Annotated in this window: 19 protein-coding genes and 1 pseudogene; 4 read left to right on the forward strand and 16 right to left on the reverse strand. The window is 62.3% G+C overall.

All coding sequences use genetic code 11. The features are described 5' to 3' along the window. Positions 1-41: 41 nt before the first annotated feature. From X773_RS42110 to X773_RS42135, 10 genes are all read right to left on the reverse strand, one after another. A complete protein-coding gene (locus X773_RS42110; RefSeq protein WP_245274603.1) occupies positions 42-440 on the reverse strand; it encodes a hypothetical protein in 399 nt (132 codons plus the stop codon). Beyond that, positions 437-2,179, reverse strand: a complete 1,743-nt coding sequence (locus X773_RS0137025; protein ID WP_031211113.1) for a VirD2 family relaxase/mobilization nuclease — start codon at positions 2,177-2,179, stop codon at positions 437-439. Before X773_RS0137025 ends, X773_RS42110 begins: the two co-directional genes overlap by 4 nt. After that, positions 2,176-2,427 (reverse strand): hypothetical protein, encoded by a 252-nt coding sequence (locus X773_RS76140; protein WP_156937256.1) that lies wholly within the window; start codon positions 2,425-2,427, stop codon positions 2,176-2,178. Before X773_RS76140 ends, X773_RS0137025 begins: the two co-directional genes overlap by 4 nt. After that, positions 2,424-3,188, reverse strand: coding sequence for a lytic transglycosylase domain-containing protein (locus X773_RS0137030; RefSeq protein ID WP_245274604.1), 765 nt, complete (start codon positions 3,186-3,188; stop codon positions 2,424-2,426). The genes X773_RS76140 and X773_RS0137030 overlap by 4 nt, the downstream gene beginning before the upstream one ends. 286 nt (positions 3,189-3,474) lie before the next feature. Then, positions 3,475-3,801: a DUF736 domain-containing protein gene (locus tag X773_RS42115; protein ID WP_023674284.1), complete on the reverse strand. Its 327-nt coding sequence runs from the start codon at positions 3,799-3,801 to the stop codon at positions 3,475-3,477. 44 nt (positions 3,802-3,845) lie between these two features. Beyond that, positions 3,846-4,406 carry a S26 family signal peptidase gene (locus tag X773_RS42120; protein ID WP_023674285.1) on the reverse strand — a complete coding sequence of 187 codons (561 nt, stop codon included), beginning with the start codon at positions 4,404-4,406 and terminating at the stop codon, positions 3,846-3,848. Further along, entirely contained in the window at positions 4,403-4,834 is a 432-nt protein-coding gene (locus X773_RS42125; RefSeq protein WP_023674286.1) for a replication initiator protein A, read from the reverse strand. The genes X773_RS42120 and X773_RS42125 overlap by 4 nt, the downstream gene beginning before the upstream one ends. Positions 4,835-4,851: 17 nt before the next feature. Next, the gene (locus tag X773_RS42130; protein ID WP_023674287.1) at positions 4,852-5,142 is read right to left on the reverse strand and encodes a helix-turn-helix domain-containing protein; all 291 of its coding nucleotides are present in this window, start codon (positions 5,140-5,142) and stop codon (positions 4,852-4,854) included. A 114-nt stretch (positions 5,143-5,256) separates the two neighbouring features. Further along, entirely contained in the window at positions 5,257-5,964 is a 708-nt protein-coding gene (locus X773_RS73535) for a DUF2285 domain-containing protein (RefSeq protein WP_023674288.1), read from the reverse strand. 217 nt (positions 5,965-6,181) lie between these two features. After that, a complete protein-coding gene (locus X773_RS42135; RefSeq protein WP_023674289.1) occupies positions 6,182-6,460 on the reverse strand; it encodes a DUF2285 domain-containing protein in 279 nt (92 codons plus the stop codon). A 126-nt stretch (positions 6,461-6,586) separates the two neighbouring features. Here X773_RS42135 and X773_RS42140 point away from each other — a divergent pair, with 126 nt between their 5' ends. Next, entirely contained in the window at positions 6,587-6,802 is a 216-nt protein-coding gene (locus X773_RS42140; protein ID WP_023674290.1) for a helix-turn-helix transcriptional regulator, read from the forward strand. A 193-nt stretch (positions 6,803-6,995) separates the two neighbouring features. Here X773_RS42140 and X773_RS42145 read toward each other — a convergent pair whose 3' ends face one another. From X773_RS42145 to X773_RS42170, 6 genes are all read right to left on the reverse strand, one after another. Beyond that, positions 6,996-7,325, reverse strand: coding sequence for a DUF736 domain-containing protein (locus X773_RS42145; RefSeq protein WP_023674291.1), 330 nt, complete (start codon positions 7,323-7,325; stop codon positions 6,996-6,998). Positions 7,326-8,174: 849 nt separating this feature from the next. Further along, entirely contained in the window at positions 8,175-9,110 is a 936-nt protein-coding gene (locus tag X773_RS42150; RefSeq protein ID WP_031211117.1) for a DUF2493 domain-containing protein, read from the reverse strand. 313 nt (positions 9,111-9,423) lie between these two features. Then, positions 9,424-10,470, reverse strand: a complete 1,047-nt coding sequence (locus X773_RS42155; RefSeq protein ID WP_023674295.1) for a toprim domain-containing protein — start codon at positions 10,468-10,470, stop codon at positions 9,424-9,426. Continuing rightward, positions 10,470-14,828: a strawberry notch family protein gene (locus X773_RS42160; protein WP_023674296.1), complete on the reverse strand. Its 4,359-nt coding sequence runs from the start codon at positions 14,826-14,828 to the stop codon at positions 10,470-10,472. The genes X773_RS42155 and X773_RS42160 overlap by 1 nt, the downstream gene beginning before the upstream one ends. 362 nt (positions 14,829-15,190) lie before the next feature. Next, a complete protein-coding gene (locus tag X773_RS42165; RefSeq protein WP_023674297.1) occupies positions 15,191-17,308 on the reverse strand; it encodes a ParB/RepB/Spo0J family partition protein in 2,118 nt (705 codons plus the stop codon). A gap of 237 nt (positions 17,309-17,545) precedes the next feature. Continuing rightward, positions 17,546-18,487: a zincin-like metallopeptidase domain-containing protein gene (locus X773_RS42170; RefSeq protein WP_023674298.1), complete on the reverse strand. Its 942-nt coding sequence runs from the start codon at positions 18,485-18,487 to the stop codon at positions 17,546-17,548. A gap of 494 nt (positions 18,488-18,981) precedes the next feature. Here X773_RS42170 and X773_RS77920 point away from each other — a divergent pair, with 494 nt between their 5' ends. The 3 genes and pseudogenes from X773_RS77920 to X773_RS77925 all read left to right on the forward strand — a co-directional run. Further along, on the forward strand, positions 18,982-19,413 hold the full coding sequence (locus X773_RS77920) for an excisionase (protein WP_245274605.1): 432 nt from the start codon (positions 18,982-18,984) through the stop codon (positions 19,411-19,413). Beyond that, complete coding sequence (locus tag X773_RS42175) at positions 19,410-20,471, forward strand: site-specific integrase (RefSeq protein WP_245274606.1); 1,062 nt, start codon at positions 19,410-19,412, stop codon at positions 20,469-20,471. Before X773_RS77920 ends, X773_RS42175 begins: the two co-directional genes overlap by 4 nt. A gap of 507 nt (positions 20,472-20,978) precedes the next feature. Further along, positions 20,979-21,164, forward strand: a pseudogene (locus X773_RS77925) (transposase); the annotation flags it as partial. Positions 21,165-21,322 lie beyond the last annotated feature (158 nt).

A 21,322-nucleotide genomic window follows, 5' to 3' on the forward strand; every position in this document is an offset into this window, starting at 1 on the left:
TGATCTGTGTACACCTTAGCACAGAGCGCCGCGCTGGTCCATTATCCCTTGACCGCCGAGCCGACGATCGAATCCACGAAGAAGCGCTGCAGGAAGGCGAAGAGCATCAATGGCGGCAGCACGGCGAGCGTGGCGCCGGCCATGACCAGTCCTGTATTGAGGGCGCCTCTGTTGTAGCTGAGCAGGCGGCTGAGGCTAATGACGATCGGATAATCCTCTGCATTGCCCTGCAAAACTGTCAGCGGCCACAGATAGCTGTTCCAATGATAGACGAAGGCAAACAGCGCCAGTGCCGCGATCGCGGGCGCCAGACTGAATCGAGGATGCGCAAAGTCCCTATTTTGCGAGGCAATCGGCGCTTCACTGTGCGGGTACAAATAGAATGTGCGACCGTGCTGGCTTCCCAGCATCAGGATAGAGCATACGCCTGTAACCTTCATAGCCCGATGCCGCGCTTCTTTCCCAGGTTCCAATCCACGCCCCCCGTATCCGAGCACACGACCCCGATGACTTGATTACCCAATCGCTTTTCGAGCGACGGCGACCAGGGCACGAGCTTGAATTCGAGCCCATTGTCGATCATCGCGAGCCGGCCTGAAGCCAGCGAGAAACGCCGCCGGTAAATCCCAGCCACATGATCGCCGTTGGCAGCCTTCGTGAATGAGAGGCCCGTCTCGGCGGCGAGGCGGGCACCGAGCGATTCCACCTCATGATCGTGTAGAGTATCGATCAGATTGCGCACAAGAATGACGCGCTGTCCCTCGCGCCTGGCCAGATCGCGGCTGACAAGGTGGTCGACCCGATCTTGCAGTGCCTGTCTTACGTCCCTGCCAAAGCCGCCGTCACCGAATTCGGCAGGCTCGCGTGCAACGAGTTGGCGATCGAGCCAAGTCGCGCCGGAAGCATGGACCTGCTGTTCGATTGAGAGGTCGGAGCGGACCGCGAGCGTGACCCGGCCACCGCCATTTGCACTCGCATCGCGGCACAACTCCACGACCGAGCCCGGGTCGGAGTCTCCGGCCGCATCAGGGTCATGGAAGCGAATGTGGTGCGTGCGTCCATCAATGCCATCGACGATGGCATAGGCCGCGCCGCGCCGTTCGTCATCAAGGCCGCGTTCGAGCAGTCGGCCGATCACGGGCGCATCAATCTTTTCGGCGGCCAGCACATAGTCGGCCGTCCCTTTTTCTAGCCCATGCACAGTGAGGCTGCGGTGCATGCGCTTGATGGTGTCGCCGCGTTCACCGAGGGCGCGCAAAGTGGCCTCGGCCTCTTCGACCACCATCCACTGGCCGGGACCGATCTCGTTCGCGAGGCCCAGGCTTTCCAGTTGCCGCAGCCGGCCGACTTTGAGCCCCAGGAACTCGTCGGGCCGGCGATCAGGGTGTGGCGCGAGATCAATGATACCATGACGGTCGGCGTCACGAACAAGCTGGCGATCGAGCTGCGTCCAGCGCTCAGTGTCGACCTGGTGCTCGATGGCCTGGCGGATGTCGAGGTCCGTGCGGAGCCCAAGCGTCTGGGTGAGAATGTCGCTCGCCCGATCGCGCATGCCCTGGCGGATGTAGTCGCGCGAGATGACAAGGCTCTCGCCATCGTCGGCAACGCCGCGAACGAGGATGTGAACGTGCGGATGTTCGGTGTTCCAGTGATCGACGGCTATCCAGTCGAGCCTCGTGCCGAGGTCGCGCTCCATGTCGACCATCAGGTCACAAGCGAAGTTCTTGAGGTCGCCGAGCTCCATTGCATCCTCCGGCGAAACGATGAAACGGAAGTGATGCCGATCATCCTTGCAGCGGTCGCAGAAGGCGTCATGATCTGCATCTTTGGTGTCGGGACCGAACATCCTCGCCTTCTCACCATCACGTGTAACACCTTCGCGGCGAAGATATTTGAGATGGGTGGCGAGTGGCGCAGACCCTCTGAACTGCCGTACCACACGGGTCTTGACGACGGCGCCGCGTGAGCTGTCAGAGATGAGGCGACTGGCGCGGATGCTCGCTGACCTGCCGCGGCCAAACGTTGAAGCTCGCGGGGAGGTGATCCGACCCTCGCGTGTAAGGTGCCCGCCGGCGCGCTGTGTGGCCGCAAGAGCCTGGAAGATGAAGGGTCGTGCGCGCTGGCCGGCGCGGGAGCGGATGCGACCGGGGCGGACGCGAAAGCTATCGTCACGCTTCATGCTAGACGGCCACGAGGTGCGGTTTCCATTGAAAGACTGAAAAATTGGGAATAGCGCACATCGCTGATTGTGCCAGCACATTGCGAAATGAGACGAAAATCGTAAGGAAAACAATCGGCCGAACCGAGCCGCACCTCGCGGCCCTTTATCCTGCCAATCTCTCTGTTCTCATCCACAGCCAACCCTTCCGCCGCAATTTCCGCGACGGAACAGGCCGGAATGCAATTGAGGAGGAACGTGGCGATCATCGCGATATGGCTAAAGAGGGCTGAGCGAATAGGCCGGAAACAGCGTGGTTCGATTGGAAATCGGTTTCACCCGGCCGTGGCTCGATCGCGGTCAGGTCCGCAACAGGATTGCCCATTGGCGACCGCATTGCGGACGAATGAATCGCCGCAAAGATCGTCTCGCCATAACCATTGCCATCCGATGCAGTGGCGTTCCGAATGTCATGGGGATGCGCAAAGATCGTTGCACGGAGCGAGCTGGCTCTGCCCCTTCCCTGCCGCGCGCGCCGCGGACTGAGAACTGCACCATCGAGCAGCGGCGCGAGTTTCCTGACGTAGTCGACCGTCTCGCGTGGCAGCGGACGGCCGGTTATGAGATGTTCCGTGTACCGACCAGGACCGGCATTGTAAGCGGCAAGAAAGCCGCTGCGCCCGAAGCTGTCGAGCATTTCGCGAAGATATGCTGCACCTGCAAGAATGTTGTCACGCGGTTGATAGGGATCGTCACCGAGACGGTATTTGATGCGCAGTTCTTCCCACGTCACCGGCATGATCTGCATCAAGCCCATTGCGCCCTTGCTTGAAAGCGCACGAACATCGCCGACGCTCTCAACATGCATGACGCCGCGCAGCAACCGCTCTGGAATGGCGAAGCGTTTTGACGCTTCCCGGATATGCCGCGACCACGGGCCAGCCGACAAGATCGTCGACTCGGAGTGCGCCGGCCGTTCACCATGAGAGGAAGCCGCTGCACCAGTTTCGGGCGCCACGAAGCCGAGCATGACACATGCGGCAAACGTCGTCATGCCTCTGTGGGCTGCATCCCGCAGACCGCAGAACCGATGCGCTGCCAGCCTGCGACGGTGTTCGCTTCCGTTAAGGGCAGGGGCTCGCCGATCGAACCGGCTTTGCCAAAACTGTGATGAAATCGGCGTCCGCAGCCACAAGCAAGTGTCCGGCCCCCTCTGGGCTGCCTCGCGGGCGGTCGGATCGAAGGGTTTGACCGGCGCGCAATGGATCAAAAGGGTTGGCGAGAAAGATTCGTCGAAGGGCTCCAGAAGCATCTGTTCAGCCTCGCCCGTCGCGCTTCGATGATCGGTTCCAGTGCAGGCTCCAGACGCTGTTCTCTGCATCGGACCGAAACAGCTTGGCGCGGATCGGCTGCGTAAAGGACGGGTCGTCAATTGAGACGGAGAGGTAATCCCCAGCCTTGTCTCCGGCGCGGTCCCAAGCGGCACCGACCGCCATCCCTTCGCAATAGATCAGATGGTCGGGCGCGTTTTCGGTTTTGGATTTCTCGGCAGGCAGGATGGCAATCTTCGCCTCGATTGTTAGCGTGGAGAGATTGCCGAAGAAGCCGTCATCATTGCGCGTGAAGGTTCCGATCTGGGTCATTGCAGTGCTCCTTTCTGAGTGTTAGTGCGCGTCGAGCCGAGCCGTCACGGCTCGCTAGCGAGGGGATCGTTGGTGATATCCAGCACCGGAGTGGTGCGCTCCGTGGTCCAGACGGGAACCGCACGGCCAACGATCGATGAGAGCGGGAGCGGGCCGAAATAGCGGCTGTCAAAACTGTCGGCTGCACCCGGGTTCATAAGGAAGACGTCGGCCTCGGCAATGTCGCGGCAGCCCTGCCAGATGGGCAGGGGTCGACCGCGACTGTCACGCTCGCGCGCATGTCCATACGTCTTGCCGTTGACGATGATCGTTGTGCCTTGGCGACAGACGGTTGCGCCCCCGAGTGCCAAAATACGCTTCAGGAGCGGCACATTTTTCGGCAGATACCCGCGTCTTGCCATGAAGGCCGCCAATGGCTCGGGCTGCATGATGACGGCGATATTGGCAATACCGATTTTGTCGGCCGGCTGGACGCGATAGAGCCCGACGGGGATGCTCGCCGATGCGTTCCAGATGGATATCGGCGGATGGCTAATCCATGCCGGCGCCGCGGCGAGCACTGCGCCGCCAACCATGGTGGCGATGATCTTTGTGCGCTTGCTCATGACTTGATCCCGGGGCGCAGCAGGCAAGCTTTAAGACGCTTGCCCGTGTATGGACTCGGCTGCTCGCGTGCGGCTATCCGGCTGTGGACGTGCCGCCGTTGACGCGGCGACCTGAAGGTCAGGGTTTGCTGCTGTTTCGCCGCTACCAGGCGGCGCGGTTGCAATCTCCTGGCTTGCGCGTGGATGTTTTGCGACACAGCCCAGACCAGGATGGCAGCGTTCCAAATCGTTGCCATGCCGTGCACACTTGCCGCCTCTACGCAGGTCGATTCTTCGCGCGCATGAGAGTGGATCGGTGTCAGGCGGCGGGATTTCACCAATAAGACGAGCTGCCACGCCACGACGTCCCGCGTGCTGCGTGGAGGGAAGTCGGATGAGGGGACATGAGGCAGCGCAAATTGCTGCTGAACGGTCTCGCGATACTGCATTTTCGGTGCGCCACAGATCAGGAGCTGCGGTCGCGCCTGCCGACATAGGCGGGCGCGCGGGCTGCATGGGGTTTTGCCGGCGGAACATAGGTCGCGTTGGCATCGCTGGTGGAAGTGCGTGCGCCCAACTCTATCCAGGCGTGCAGGTCGTTGATGTCGTAGAGAACGCGCCCGCCGACCTTTCGGTATTTTGGGCCGGTGCCGTAGGTCCGGTGCTTTTCGAGTGTGCGGGCGCAGAGCCCGACGATGGGTGCTGCCTCCTTCGTGCGCAAATACTTTTGGGGCGCGTCCGCGGGACCCTTCGACATCGCTCGATCTCCATTCGGTTCTGCTGTCGTCCTGGCCTGCCGGGACGCGCGAAGTGGACCATGATCGAAATGAGGAAAGGCGAGGGAGGGCAAAGATTGGGGGGCGCGTTTTTGCTACCCCGAAGAAGGACTTCGGCGGCCGGACTTTTCGCTGCGGTTGTGGGGGTAGAAGAGAAGATCGCGATAGCCGCCGGCGACTAAAAAAGCTGCACGGCGTAAGATAGCTCGGACCTTGTGGCGGAGATGATGATCACGCCAATCTCGCGGCACAATCGGCTCCTGCGAAAACAGCACCTCCGCGAGCTGACGATAGGTTGCACCCGTGCGGTGACCATCATGTGCGCGTAAATTGAGGATATGCCTGATCTTGGTCTGTTGCGGCAGCGCGCCGTAAGATGGACTGGCTGCCCGGCCGTTCAGTGCGCGCCAGAACCGGCGCGCTGCATCGAGCCGCGTCTCGAATGCAGCGTCGAGCGGCAGAAGGATAGCGTTGAATTCACCGGCGCGGTCGTCAGCGACGAGATAACTTTTCCCAATTAAGGTAGACCAAATAATGTGAAGGCCTTCGTCCTGCGGCCAAACGCTGGCTCCGCCAAGGCTGGAAGGTCGAACTGTCTGATGGGATGCAGATACCCGCATGACCCTGAGCACGCGCGGCGAGGCCTGTTCTGTCCAGATGATATTGTCAACTTTCGGAAGTCCGGCACCGGCAGTTTTGAAATCGCGCGCCCCAACGGGCGGCGAGATCGGGCTGACCGGCAGGTTCTCCAGAACCAGCGAATTGCGATGCAAGCTGGCTGCACTCTGCCACGAATTCGTCATTCCGGATCAGATACTCGGCAGCGAACTCCGTAGCCTGGTAGCTGCACATGTGTGAATACGCCGCCGGATCGGTCCAATCGCCTTGCACTGTTCCTGTCCTCTCCGCGTACCCGGATGTGAGGCGTCGGCGTCAACATTCCAGGGGGATAAGGAAGTTGGATAGTTTGAGAGTCGGCAAACCATTATGCCGATTCAGCAAAATGGAGCGCCGGCCGCGTCAGTGCGGAGCGCCGCCAGCGAGAAGATATCGGTAGCCGCTGGTCGTCATCCATCGCGCGCGGGCAAGATGGGTCTCCCAGGACCGGAACGCTCGTTCCGGCTCCTGCTCCGGGTCTATATGCAAGACGATCCTGGCCACCTCTCGCCAATCGGCATCTTCCGCTGCCGCGTCAAGCAGGCGAATGTAGGTGAGCAGACGCTCCTCGTCATAGCCGGTCAGGACCGGGGCATCCGGCGCAATGTCGGCGACATCAGGATCGAGCAGCGGTTTAAGCATGGTATTTGACCGTTCATATTTCGATCGCGATCTCGAAGGAGCCGTCCTTTAGATCGAGCACCAATCATAGCGAATAGGAACGATCATTCCTAGAACGATAGTTCCCTTTCTGGTCCCTAATCCGTCATGAATCTCAAGGAGATCATGGCGGCCAACATGCGTCGTCTGCGCCATGACCAGAACGTGACGCAGGAGGAACTGGCCGCCCGCTCTGGACTGAGCATGCGTTACGTCGGATCGATCGAGCGCGCTCGGGTCTCGGCCAGCATCAGTGTTCTTGGGAGGATCGCAACTGCGCTGAATGTGGACCCATGCGAGTTGATCAGAAAATCGGCACCGTGAGTTGACGCGGGAAGCACCGCGAATTTTCGATTATCGGCGAGGCAACATGCAGGAATGAAGTCTCCAGCCGGGAACACGACAGGTAGTCGCCCCAAAGTCCGACGGAGCTCGTTGCGCAGCGACTGCGCTCATCTTGTCGTGAAAAGGAGGACGGCCCCGCCCTGTTCGTCCGGGCGGAGCCTTGGTCGGGGCCTTACTCCGCGTTGCGGCGGCCGTTGGGGCGCGACCAGATGAGGCTGTAGCCTTCGCCTTCCTCATCGTTGAAGAGGTTGGCGTAGATCGGAGCAGTGAAGCTCGGATCGTCCAGCTTCACGCCGAGATAGTCGCGGCCGTCATTGGAGCGCTTGGACCATGCGGCGCCGATCTCGACCCGCCCGACGAAGACACGGTGGCTGGGGGCGCTGTCGCCAGAGCGGTTGGTCTCGGGCACGACGCGGACGTTCTTGGTCTGGAGCGAGAGAGTGACGATTTCGCCGGTGAACTCGTTGTTGCCGGTCCTCTTGAAGGTTCCGATTATCGCCATGAGTTTTCTCCTTGAACTCTGTTTCGAGCCCGCACCATTGCGGCCTCGATGGCGATCGGCGGGCCGGAGGCGATCGACGCCGCATCGCTTGCGACCGCAGCGCCAGCGGAGGATGGCAGCCAAGCGACTTTGTTGTTTGGCGAGGAATGACGGCGCAGCCGGCAGGGGAAGAAAGTCGATCGGCGCCATTGCGGCTTAGGCGATCGAGGCGCAGCCGACCTTCGGCCAGATCAGCCCATTAAAGAGGCCGTTTGGAGCGGCCCACCAGATAGAGACATCAACGGAGAACCTGGCGATACCGTCGCTGGCGAAATCCCGGCTACGACGATCACCGGCGTCGATGCTCCTCTGTACAGGCATCGCGAAGTCGCAAGCTGTTGTCAGCAACGCGCATAAGAAACGCACGTGATGGTTCAAGTCACGGCTGACGTGCACCACCGGATATGCGCTATCTTTGGAACGAGACGGCACGCCGTGGTGGATTCGAACTGTGCGTCGCGCGATGCCGAGTCAGCGACGACGCTAACAATGCGACGGCCGAAAAAAGCATCCTGCCCACGCCGGTTGTTCGGTGAGTTCGCCCAGATCCAGGCCCTGTTCGGTTAAACAGGCGTCGTTATTCGCAGCTGTGATGCCAGCTGCGACGCAGCTGAAACGTTGACGGCAAGCGTGACGGCGTCGCGCGCCTTTGCTAGGGCGCGGACTTGAGTATCGCAAAAAGACGGGCGGCGCTGGGAGCCTGAGATCCGGCATCCCGGGCCAAGCACTCCAGCGAGCTGCAAATACAGTACGCGCTGCCCGATCGCGGCCGTATCGTACAATCGAAAAAAGGGTAGGGGCGGGCAGCGCTTACGCGCCGCCTCCCTTGGGGCGGAAGTCGAGGACTGGGATGCCGAGCTTCTTTGCCTTGTCTGCAAGATTGTCCTGAATTCCGGTCCCGGGAAAGACGATGACGCCTATCGGCAGTACCTCCAGCATTGCGTCATTGCGCTTGAACGGGGCGGCTTTGGCATGCTTTGTCCAATCAGGGGCAAAGCCGATTTGGGGTACCTTGCGACGGTCTGCCCAACAGGAGGCGATCTTTTCGCCACCCTTCGGCGATTTCCCATGCATCAAGACCATGTCGGGATGCCTGGCGTGGACCTGGTCGAGCTTGGCCCAGATCAGCTGGTGGTCATTGAAGTCGAGCCCAGCGGTGAAGGCGATTTTCGGGCCAGGTGGCAGAAGGACTTCCTGCGAGGCGCGTTTCTTGGCGCTGAGAAAGTCGCGGCTGTCGATCAGCGCAGAGGTCATGTTGCGGTGGTTGACCATCGATCCGCTGCGCGGTCGCCAACTCGATCCGGTGTGGCGCTCGTAGTGCTCCGCGGCCTGATCACGCATCAGTTCGAAGGCGCTTTGGCGTTCGATCAGCGTCTGCCCTTCGGCCGTCAGGCGTTCCAGCTCGACGGATTTCACTTCGCTGCCGTCCTGCTCACGCTGGCTGCGGCGTTGCGCCTGCTCGTTGTGATCGAGTTCGCGCTCGATCCGATCTGCGGCGCGGTGAAAGATGTTGACGGTCGACCACAGAAGATCGTCGAGATCGGGCTCGAGGCGAGTGTCTTGCAGTGCCACGATGAGGGCGTCGAAGATGTCGGCGATCGCGCCGGCGACGCAGTGGCCCTCTGGAAGCGGTCGAGGATCAGGCTCATCCGCGAAGGGTCGGTAGCCATAGAGCTGGAGTTCGGTGAGGACGAGGTCGATGGGTGAAGACGAGTGCTGTGGTTCGTAGTCGTCATGCTCGCTCATTGGATGCTCCGCCGGTTGGACCGCGACCCTCGCGGCCTTCATGGCGACGGAAGCCGGCGGACGGGACGGACCTGCACCCGCAGCGAAGCGAAGGGCCGGAGTGTCAGCGGAGGAGGGTGAAGGCCGGCTATTTTGCTTCGCGATGGAAAGCGCTCCCTTGGGGAGCGCGCCGGAAAATAGTCGGCCGGAGACATTGCGGGTCCGGGTCGTTTGCTGGCCGATCGCCCTCTCGAAGGCCCGCAGGCGCGGTTCTCTCCGACTTCAGGAGCATCCAAGCGATGCAAGCGACAGCGGACAGGCTGTTCGTTCCGAGTTATTCCGCCACTGCCATGAAACGGGCGATGTCCTGGGGGGCGAGCTGAACACGGACTGCTGCTCGAACGGCATCCACGCCTAGCGTACAGAGATCTTCGTTGAGGTCACCAAGTGCCGGCGAGAGCACGACCGCCTCGATCCCGGCAGCATTCGCTCTTTCGATCAAGGTGTCACGCGCGCCGTTACCGGCTGGATCGGCGTCGCGCACGATGTAGAGCCGTCTCAGCGTGAGGGGGAACAGCATGGCAGCAAGATGGGCGGCCGAAAGTGCCGCTGCCATAGCCATATCGGGCAGGATGCATCGAAGCGACAAGACGGTCTCGATGCCTTCGCCGCCCGCCATGACGTCGCCCGGCAGGCCAAAGCGAACCGCGTGACCGAGAAGATCGCCCATCGCGCGCCTCGGCGTACCGACCGATGCCTTGCCTCTGCCGGAAGGATCAAGCCAGGTGCGATGTGCGCCAGTCAAATGGCCGTCGAGATCGGTGACGGATGCGATCATCGCCGGCCAGGTCTCAGTCGGCGCGTGTTCGTCGGGCCGGTAGTAGCAGCGCGGGTGAAAACGCAGGCTTTCGGTCCCGTGCAAAGCGGTAATACTGCGGTTGCGCAGATACGCCTCTACGACCGTACCCGCAATCGGCTGCGACATCGTAAACAGCCGACGCGCTGCTTCAGATGATCCGGATGGCGTGTCTACCGATTTCGGCCGGGGAGAAATCTGCTCTGGTTCGGGATGCGGCAAGCCGAGAAACGTCATTGCTTCATTCGCAACGTCCTTGAAGTTGCTGAAGCCGCGGCTTTCGCGGATGACGTCTAGAAGGTCCCCATGCTCGCCAGTCGCCGCATCGGCCCACTTGCCGGCGGCTCCTTTTCCGTTCGCTGACCCGACGAGACGCACGAACATTGAGCGGCCCGGCGTGTTTTGCACATCGCCGACAAGCCAGTAGCGGCCCTCGCGATGCCCGTTTGAAAGATAGTAGCGACAAACCGCCTCAGCCTGCTGGCCGAGGCGGTGCGCCAGTTCTGACGCATCGTGGCGGGCCATCACGCATCCTCCCGCGTGTCGATGCGCTGGACTGGATAGCCCTTCAGCAACTTGCCCAGAATTGCGGGTCCAGATGCGTCGGCGGGCACGAACATGCGCAGCTTCCAGGAGATGATCTCTCGGAAGAGGCCGTAAGCCGAAAGACGGTCACGCATTGTGTCGTTGAAGCCCGTCAGCTCGATTCGGCTGACGCCCATGAGGCGGCTGCGCCGAAGCTGCAGACCATCGGCGAGGTCGAGGATCGTTCGACCGCCCAGTAGCGCAACGAAAGCATCACTGGCTGTGATCGAAGGCGAGCTTGTTGCCAGTGCGCCTGCGATCCATGCTGGCGGGACCTGACGACCGATGATGCGCTCGCCATCGTCAGTCTGGAGCCGGTACACACGTGAGAATTCCCTGGGCAGACGCTTCCAGATCGGCAGCAGCATGCCGGCAACGACATGGATAGTGCTGTCCGTGAATTCGGGCACATCAGCCGTCTCGACACTCCAGGCGTCAGCGAATGCAGCCTGCTCAGCCTCAACCCAGTGGCTCTCCGCCATCATCTTCAATGAGGCCTGATGGTGCTCCATCGGCCGGATCAGCCGGACGCGCCATTCGATCTCGCCATTGTCGAGCATCAGCGCGGGCGCTGGCACCTGTACGGCGGCGCGGCCGGATCGGTTGTTGACCAGGAGCTTCGCGCGGGGATCGTGAAGCTGGGCGAGGGCATCGGCAAGTGAAACGGGTCGATTGCGCTTGCGCTGGGCGATGGTCAGCAGTCGCGTTTCCGCACCGGTGGCGGCATGGACATGGATGACGCGTCGCTCGGTGACGACGAAGCTCTCCGCACGCAGTGTTTCCAAGCCGATGTCGTAGGCACCGGAGGCGATGGCGCCCTCGATTTTCGCATTTAGCAATTGTTCGAAGGCTGTAAACAGGACGGTTTGAAGTGCGATGGTAAGCGCCAGCAGCCGATTGAGGAAGGTCGTGATCGGTGGCAGCTCGTCCTTGATGCCGGTGGAATCCGTCAGTGTGAGGCCGGTCGCTTCCTCGAACATCTGGAGTGAGCAGCCATCCACCTTGCCGCGAACCAGCAGCAGGTAAAGCTGCCGCAGCGCGTCGCGGGCATAGTGCGACTCCAGATTGTCCTCAGGGCGAAATAGGCCCTGGCCGCCGGTCTGGCGCTGGCCGCGCGTAATGGCGCCCAATGTGTCGAGGCGCCGGGCTATCGTCGAGAGAAAGCGCTTCTCAGCCTTCACATCGGTCGCAACCGGCCGGAACAGCGGCGGCTGCGCCTGGTTCGTGCGGTTGGTGCGCCCCAAGCCCTGGATGGCGGCATCGGCTCTCCAGCCCGGCTCGAGCAGATAGTGAACTCGAAGGCGGCGGTTCTTCGCAGTGAGATCAGCGTGATAGCTGCGGCCAGTGCCACCGGCGTCGGAAAACACCAATATGCGCTTACAGTCATCCATGAATGCCTGTGCCTCGGCGAGATTGGCCGATCCGGCGCGGTTTTCGACGACAAGGCGATCGATGCCTCGAGTGCTGGTCTTGCGCACGATTCGGCGCGACCGGCCTGTCACTTCCGCTACGAGGTCGGTGCCGAAGCGCTGTACGATCTGATCGAGTGCCCCCGGCACGGGGGCCAGTGAAGCGAGTTGCTCGATGAGGCGATCGCGGCGGGCGACCGCTTCGCGGCTCTCCACGGGCTGGCCGTCGCGATAGACCGGACGTGACGACAAATTGCCTTCGCTGTCGGTGAACGGCTCGTAGAGTTGCACCGGGAACGAATGCTGCAGATACGAGAGGACATGTTCGCGCGGCGTGATATCGACGCGAACGTCGTTCCATTCCTCGGTTGGAATTTCCGCGAGGCGCCGTTCCATCAGTGCCTCGCCGGTCGAGACGATCTGGATGACGGCGGCATGGCCCTGATGGAGATCGCGCTCGATCGAGCGTATCAGGGTCGGCGTCTTCATGCCGGTGAGCAAATGCCCGAAGAAGCGCTGTTTCGTGCTCTCGAATGCCGAACGTGCAGCCGACTTTGCCCGACGGTTCAGTGTCCCGGTCTCGCCTGTGACGTTGGCGGCCCGCATCGCGGCGTCGAGATTGTTATGAATGACGCTGAACGCTCCGGCATAGGCGTCGTAGATGCGGGTCTGCTCGGGGGTAAGCTGGTGCTCGACCAGCTCGTATTCGACACCATCGTACGAGAGCGATCGGGCCGTATAGAGACCGAGTGCGCGAAGGTCTCGGGCGAGCACTTCCATGGCGGCAACGCCGCCGGCCTCGATCGTCTCGACGAATTCGGCCCTGGTCGCGAAGGGCAAATCCTCACCACCCCATAGGCCCAAACGCTGCGCGTAGGCGAGGTTGTGGACGGTGGTTGCGCCCGTCGCCGAGACGTAGACGACGCGGGCGTTCGGCAGGGCGTTTTGGAGGCGGAGCCCGGCGCGTCCCTGCTGTGAGGCGGCGGCGTCGCCGCGTTCTCCCTTGCCGCCTGCGGCGTTCTGCATGGCATGGCTCTCGTCGAAAATGATCACTCCGTCGAAGTCGGTGCCCAACCATTCGACGATCTGCCGCACGCGCGAGACCTTCTCACCGCGTTCGTCGGAGCGCAGCGTGGCGTAGGTGGTGAATAGGACCCCTTGATCGAGGCGGATGGCCTTGCCCTGCGGGAACCGCGACAGCGGCGTGACCAGCAGGCGCTCCATGCCGAGAGCAGACCAGTCGCGCTGGGCGTCTTCGATCAGCTTGTCGGATTTGGAGATCCACACCGCCTTGCGGCGGCCCTGCATCCAACTATCCAGCATGATGCCGGCCGACTGGCGGCCCTTGCCGGCGCCCGTCCCGTCGCCGAGCATGAAGCCCCGGCGGAATCGCACGGCGTGCGCGGCATCGTCGCGCGCGGCAGAGACAAGATCGAAGGTGTCGTCCACCGTCCAGGAACCGGCGAGGAACTCCGAATGGGCCTCGCCGGCATAGATGACTGTTTCTAGCTGCGCGTCGGACAAGAGGCCGTCGCTGACAACCTTGGCAGGAAGAATCGGCCGGTAGCTCGGCTTCGGCGGAGCAACGGATGCCATCGCCGCCGATTGAACCAGCTTGGTCGGATGCGGATGGGCGCCCGGAATGCGGATCGCCTGCAACCCGTACTCCTCATAGATGCCATCGGTGATGTGCCTGCTTTCGGCAGGCCTCCAGTCCAAAGTCTCGTAGGCAAGCTCGGCGCCTTCCGGGTCGGCGAGGCTGCGCACCGGAGAGGAAGCGGCGGATCTGGCGAGATCACCGCGCACCGTGTGCGCTGTGGGCCCCAGTGCCTTGACGGCGGGCGCAAAAGCCGAAGCGCTGACCGGCAGCCGTGCGGGAACGTGCTCGCCAATCCTGGCGATCAGTGTGGCGACATCGGGCGCCGTGCCGGCTGATGCTGGAAAGGTGCCTGGATTGTCGGCCGGCAGTTTGTCGATGACGGTCAGCCGCGTCTCGACGGTGGTGCCATGCCTGGCGTAGACGGCGCCGTCGATCGCGGCGGTGAACACCACGCGACCGCGCTCCTGGAGCCTGACGAAGGACTCGCGCCAGATGGGCAGCTCTGGGGAAAAATTTGCGCCAGTGATTGCGACAAGCCGCCCGCCCTCGGCGAGCCGGGCCAGCGCAGAGGCGACGTGACGATAGGCAGCGTCGGACACGCGACCCGAGACATTGGCCAGAACCGAGAACGGCGGGTTCATTAGCACGACGCTTGGTGCAATGCCGGGATCGAGATAATCATCGATCTGCGCTGCGTTGAAGCGAGTGACGGGGATAGCCGGAAAGAGCAATGAGAGAAGCCCGGCGCGGGCCTCGGCCAGTTCGTTGAGCAGCAACGTGCTGCCGCTGATCTCGGCCAAAATAGCAAGTAACCCGGTGCCGGCGGAGGGCTCAAGCACGCGGTCGGCAGGGGTGATTGCCGCGGCAGTCACGGCCGCCAGACCGAGCGGAATGGGGGTGCTGAACTGCTGAAGCGCTTCGGTCTCTTCGGAGCGGCGCGTGTGAGTTGGGAACAGGCCGGCAATCTTGCCCAGCATCGGAAGTGCGGCGGCCGCAGAACCGGCTTTGCGGAAAAGCGACTTTCCGTATTTGCGCAGGAACAGCACCGTCGCGACTTCGCAAGCGTCATAGGCTGATTTCCAGTCCCATGCGCCGGACGCATCGGAGGCACCGAAGGCAGCTTCCATGGCCGAGCGAAGGTTCGAGGCGTCGACACGCTGACCGCGTTCGAGATGGGGCAGAAGAAACTGCGCCGCGCGGTGGATGGCGGCAGCTGGTTCGACAGCCGGGGATGAGACAAGCGGAAGCGGCACTGCCGGTGCGGCAGTCTTCGAAGAAACATCAAGCATGGAGAAAAACCTCGAGGAGAGCGGAACGGGAATGAACCGGGCGGCCCTCTCTCTCGACCAATCCGGCTCAAATCCGCCCTGGCCGGCCTCTCCCCTCTGGACTGCGGTCCTGCCGATAACGATCCTTCTTCGATCCAGGCGCTGCGCCGCTACCCGCCGTCAGTCCAACGACGACAGCGGCAACGCGGTTGGCAGCCCGGGGGCGATATCTTGGCACGCAGTGGGACGGCGGGGCAGCAGCCGCCGAGCGAGAAGGACGCGGCAGAAGCGGCCAATTGGCTTTGCCCGTGTGTGAGAAAGTGAGCGTCCGGCAGGGGTAGGAAAGGGCGCGGAGCGGCCGAAGCCGCTCCGCGCGAGGCGATCTATTCAGCGGCCATGTGCGGTTCGCTGTCTTCAATCTGCGCATCGTCGTCTGAGAGGAATTCGGGCAGCTCTTCCCCATAGCCGTCGGCGCCGGCGCCGCTATCAGCGCCAGCACTGCCGTCGAGGTCGACCAGGCGCAGTGGCTCGGGCAGCCAGCCACTATCGGTCAGCAAGCGCTCGGCTTCCTTCGCCATATCTCCCTTTTTCAGGTGCTCGATCAGCTGCGCGGCCTGTTCGCCCTTCGCCTCTCGCACCGCCTCGAGAATGCGAGACTTGGTGATGCAGCCGAGATAGTTTTCGACTGTCGGTGTCCAGCCGGCGTCAACCATATCGAGACCGACCGCGCGTGCCAGTCGATCAGCTTGCGCGATCCGCTGCCGAACGCCGTGTGCCGAGACAGCGCCGCCATAGCGGTCGCCTTTCTCGTGGAGCGCGTTCACGCCGTAGCTGACGCAATGGGCGAGCAACGCCGCGCGGCTGGTCTCATCAAGTGAGGCGATCCAGTCCCAAAGTGCATCGTCCTCGGTCGGCAGGTCCGATTTCCAGGCCTCATGGCGTTCGGCCACCGATTTCGCCGAGGGGCTGTCCTTTAGGTCACCTGCCTGCAGAGGGAAGAAGACGTGACGGATCGAGGCCTCCAGGCACCCGTTCGTGGTGCGGTGCTGGAACGTGTCAGTGACCAGCTTGTGCAAGAGCGCTGTCATGGCGACGTGAGGGTTGCCGGCAACCGCATCGCGCAACGCCAGTGTCCGGTGTGCGGTCAACTCTGTCATCAGTCGGTCCGGCAGGGGCTTGACCGCATCGTCCTCGTCTTCCTCGCACTCGACTGCCTGGCCGCCAATGGTGACAACGGCACGGTGCACCGACGAGTCGGCAGCCCCGGACCCGCCGTCCCTTTTCGATTCATTCGCGCCGTCAAATGACATCGGCGGCACGTCCTCAGGCCGGAGAAAGCCGCGGTCGACCGAGAGCGAGCCGTCAGTGTCGATGCTGACGAACGCGCCGGCGATGGCGATGTCGGCCGGATCGAACTGCTTTGGGCGCTTGTCGAAATTGGCGAGCGCGGTCTCGATTTCACCGAGTCGCTGATCGACGTCTTCGGGCAGCTCGTCAGCACCCTCATATTCGGTTTCAAGCTTGGCATGCTCGGCGTTGAGGGCATCGATGGAAGCCTGCTCCTCGGCAGAGAGATCGAGCGGGTCACTCTGCAGCTGATACAGCCCACGCGTTGCGTCGTAGGGGAAGCTGACAGCGACCTCGACCCACTTCCAGCCCTCGGCTGCAACTTCCTGGGCAGCCGCCTTGAGCTTCTCTATCACTAGGCGGTCCAGCAGCGCTGCATCCTGCAGCCAGCCCCCGTCATCGGACTGGAACAGGTCGTGCATGACGATACCACCCGCGGCCTCATAGGCGTCGGTCCCCACGAAGACGGCGCGCTTGTCGGAGGCGTGCACCGTCGTTTCGGTTAGCATGCGCCGGATTTGATAGGGCTCTTTCGACCAGGCATCCCTGATTGCCTCCCAGATCTGCTCCTGGCGAGCGCGGTCTTCAGAGACCGTGAAAGCCATGAGTTGCTCCAGCGTCATCCCGTCATCGGCATACACATCGAGCAGCACTGGGGAGACAGAAGCCAGCCTAAGCCGTTGCTTAACAACGTTGACCGGCACGAAAAAGGCTGCGGCAATCTCCTCCTCGCTCATGCCTTTTTGGCGCATGTCCTGGAAGGCGCGAAACTGATCGAGCGGGTGCAGCGGCGCTCGCTCAATGTTCTCGGCGAGCGACACCTCCTCGGCCACGATCGCGCTGTGACGGGCGCGCACGACACAGGGCACGAGGGCGGTCTTGGCGAGGCGCTTTTGCTTCACCAGCAGCTCAAGCGCGCGGAAGCGCCGGCCTCCGGCAGGTACCTCAAACATGCCAGTCTCGTTACCGTCGCTGTCGACGACGGGCAAGACGCTGAGGCTCTGGATCAAGCCGCGGCGGGCAATCGAGGCCGCAAGATCCTCGATCGAGATGCCGACCTTGACGCGCCGGACATTGGACTGGGAGAGCACTAGCTTGTTGAACGGAATGTCGCGCGAGGACGACAGGGTGATCTTCTGAACGGCAGTAGCCATCGGGATGTACTCCGCGACGGGCGGCCGAGAGCCTCTCTCTCGACCTCCAAACCCGTCATGAGAATTCCGTCACTCCTCGCCCTCTGATGTGCTCTGCAGCCACGCGACACTTGTCGCGGAGCAGCCGGTCGGTCCTGGCGCTCTGCAACGACTTCGCCGCAGCGGGGTCCGGCATCCAGGCAGACTTCGGTCATGAACGCATCCGCAGGAAGACGCCGAACTGGAAGCGGGCGGCCATTACGCTGCCTCCCGCCGATCGTCGTCAGCGGCGACTTTGTCGGGCAAGAACCCCAAGAGATAATCCGCAGCCCTGCTTGCCAGAGAGGCGGCGCGAACGATCGCACGGTTATCCTCGCGCAGCACCTCCAGCCACGAGCCGATATAGTCGGCGTGACGCACGGTCGGCGTGATGCCCAGCGAGGCGCCGCAGAAAGCCGCACTTATCTCGGCAACCAGCTCTTCGAAGGCATACTTCTTGGTGCCGAAGGAACCAGACAAATCCCGGTTGAGGCGTGAGGCATGACCGGTGGCGTGCCCGAGTTCATGCAGGGCGGTCCGGTGCCAATTGATCGGCTCGAAGTAGGCTTGGGGTGGCGGGACCCGCACATAATCGTGGGCCGGAGCGTAGAAGGCGCGGCTGCCACCAACCCGGAAATCGATCCCCGTCTGCTTGATCAGCCTCTCGACCTTGGGCTCGATCAGGCCGAGTAGGGGCGGGGGCGTGGCCATTGCAACACCGTCGGGCAGCCCGTCGCACTGCGCGGCGTTGAACACCGTGAAGCGTTTGAGGAATGGGATCGAACGGGCTTGCTCGCCGGTTTCGCGGGCGCGTTTTTTCTCGTCGTCGGGCACGAACCGATCGGCGTAGACGACCGTCGTTCCATGCTCACCCTTGCGGACGCTGCCGCCAAGCGCGAGCGCCTGGCGGAAGGTCAGCCAGCTCTGTCCTGAAAAACCCTGCTCGATCACCGAACCCCAGAGGATCAGGATATTGATTCCAGAGTATCGCCGGTCGGTGGCGGCGTTCTTCGGCATGGCGAGCGGCGCCTTCGCAGCCGCCATTCCCCATGGCTGAACCCAGGGCAGCCGACCGGCCTCCAGCTCGCCGATGATCTTGTTGGTGATATCGTCATATACGCTGGCCCGGGTCGGGGCAGCCTGGTGCTGATGCTTGGTCATTGCGAGTCTCCGCGCCGGGCGCCGGGAGCCTCTCTCCCAGTCTTCAACCCGTCAGTGCGCCAAGCGCGGCCCTCTAACTCTATGGACTCGAACGAAGATTGCGGTTGCTGACCAACTCCGAGGTGAAAGACACCGTTCGAAACCGCAGCGTGAGGCGATCAGCCGAACCCACTAAAGCGGCGCGCGGGAGTTCCGGCCCAAGGGAGCCGGCCAGTGAGTAAGCCGCGCAGCCGAAGCCCAGTCGGGAGCGGTTTCACCGGCCACGGAAGTGGGGAGCCAGCCGAAAGGCTCGTGGAGTGCGCGTCAGCGCAACCGTTCCGATTAGCAGGTCAAAGGAGCATCTTTGCCGCAGGCGCTCCAGTCGGCGCTTTTCGCAGCCGTATATTCAGAGAAAAGATCGTGCGGCAGGGCATCCGGAATGGCGAGACAGAAAAGTGTGCTCAATGCGACCCGCGATCCGTCTGTTTCCGAGCGAAACTATCGGACCATAGAGATTGGCTGAGGGCTCCGTTTTGAAAATCCCCGAACAATTCGACGAGACCGCGCCCCTGCGCGTCGCGATTGCAGCACGAATTGCCTTTCCCGATGGCTCGATGTGCGCAGCAGGCCTACGCAAGGAACGTGACGCCGGCCGACTTGAAACCGAGCTAATCGCAGGAAAGGAGTACGTCACCTTGCTGGCGATCACCAGAATGAGGGAACTATGCCGCGGGCGTCGAAAGGGCCACGCCTCGTCTGGCGCGGCGAAAGCTGGAAAAAGGACGGAACACTCCGAAACAAAGCTGGATGGTTTATCCGCGATCGAACAACGTTCATCAGCGCTGGCAGCGGCGAAAAAGGCCATCCAGGACCTGAAGCTGAAAAGGCGCTCGCGGTCTACATCGCCGGCAAGTACCATCGAGCGCGCGGTGCCGAAGATGTCTTGATAGCCGATGTCGTCAGCGTCTACCTGAGAGAGGTTGCACCGAAGCATGCCGCGCCGGAAGAGACGGCGGCTCGGCTGGACAACATCCTCGATTTCTTCGGTGAAAAGACGCTCGCCGCTATCAACGGCAAGCTTTGCCGCGACTACGTCGCGTTCTGTCCCACCGAAGCCGTTGCGCGCCGCCAACTCGAGGATCTTCGTGCGGCCATCAACTACTACCGCAGGGAAGGCCACACGACTGCCGCACCGACGATTGTCCTGCCTGACAAGGCCGGTGCGCGCGAGCGCTGGTTGACGCGCAGTGAGGCGGCCGCCCTTATCTGGGCCGCGTGGCGTATGAAGCAGAAATGGAAGGGCCAGGAGAGCGACCGGCGTACCGGGCGACACCTCGCCCGCTTCATGCTTGTCGCGCTTTATACAGGAACGCGCTCTGCCGCAGTTTGCGGTGCCGCCATCCGTCCCACCAAAGGGCGTGGTTATGTGGACCTCGACCGCGGCATCTTTTACCGCCGCGCCGATAGCGCAAAGAAGACCAAAAAACGCCAGCCGCCTGTGCGCTTGCCGGACAGGCTGTTGGCGCATCTCCGCCGCTGGGCGTGCACAGATCTCGATATCAGGACCAAGGCGCGCGGCAAGAGCGCAAATATTGGTCGCAAGATATCGCAAGACTTTGTGGTGGAGTGGAATGGAAAGCCGGTGGGGTCGGTCAAGAAGAGCTTTAGGAGAGCTCGCGACGCTGCCGGCCTCGGTCCCGACGTCACTTCGCACACGCTTCGCCACACCGCTGCGACCTGGCTGATGCGGGCCGGCGCCGACATGTGGCAGGCCGCGGGCTTTCTCGGCATCACCGTGGATGTTCTGATCGATACTTATGGTCACCATCATCCCGACTTCCAGGCAGACGCCGCCGAGAAGATCGCCAAGAAGCACGTCGCCGCCAAGGCAACGAAAACCTCGCTCAGGATAGGTGGCGATGAAAACGTGAACTTGGCCCGATCGCACCACAGGTTCCCCACACAAAGCCCGAAAGGAAATGCAATCATTGCGGAGCGAGCGTGACGAAGGAACCCGGGAACCTGCGGCTTTGCCTGGTAGCGCACATCGTTCGGGACGATGGGGTCGCAGGTTCAAATCCTGAGCGCGCTCAGGTCCCTCCTGTCTGAGCGACCACGGGGCGAGCGGTTGAGCGAACAACAGAACCGCTTGTGAACGCGCCGTGTCAGATCGAGCTTTAGACCCAAGGCTTTTCTGTAACGAACGCTGGCTATCGACCTGAACGTTACCTTGGTGGCGATCGATGGTGTGATATCACTTCGGAACATACCCTAAAATGACCGCTTTGCGCCGTATGCACGAACCCGCTTCGCGGGAGGGTCGCCTGGTTCTGAGGTGACGCGTATTCATAGGCCTTGAGCAGGTAAAGCCTGCGATTTGATCATGGAGTTCCCTTCAACGAGAGGAACTTGCCACGGCTACCTTGTCGACCGATGCTCCGATCACGCCGCTTCGCAGCGCATGCAGCAAGACATGCTGATGCGGGCTTGGGACCCCATAGGCAGCAGGATGCCGGGCGGCGGCATCGCGCCGGACGGATCACGCTGGATATCGTCGCGGCCGGCCTTCGTTCTTCCAGTCAGAGTACTGGCCAACCTGTTCCGCCGTCTGTTCCTGACCCGGCTGGTCGCGCTGCACGACGCCGGTCGGCTCGCCTTCTTCGGATCGGCGGCGCACCTGGCCGACCATCAGGCCTTCCTGCGTCATCTGAAGCGCCGGTCAACAGGATGCTATGTGCACGTTGCCGTGGCGCCGGTCGTCACGCACACCATTCCCGTCGGAAGCAACGCTACAGGCTCTGCGACCTGGCCCGGAAGCCGCTTCCACGACATGCCCAATGCGGGGTTCGCGACAAG

Source organism: Mesorhizobium sp. LSJC280B00 (assembly GCF_000502835.1).
In the GTDB taxonomy this organism is placed as follows: domain Bacteria; phylum Pseudomonadota; class Alphaproteobacteria; order Rhizobiales; family Rhizobiaceae; genus Mesorhizobium.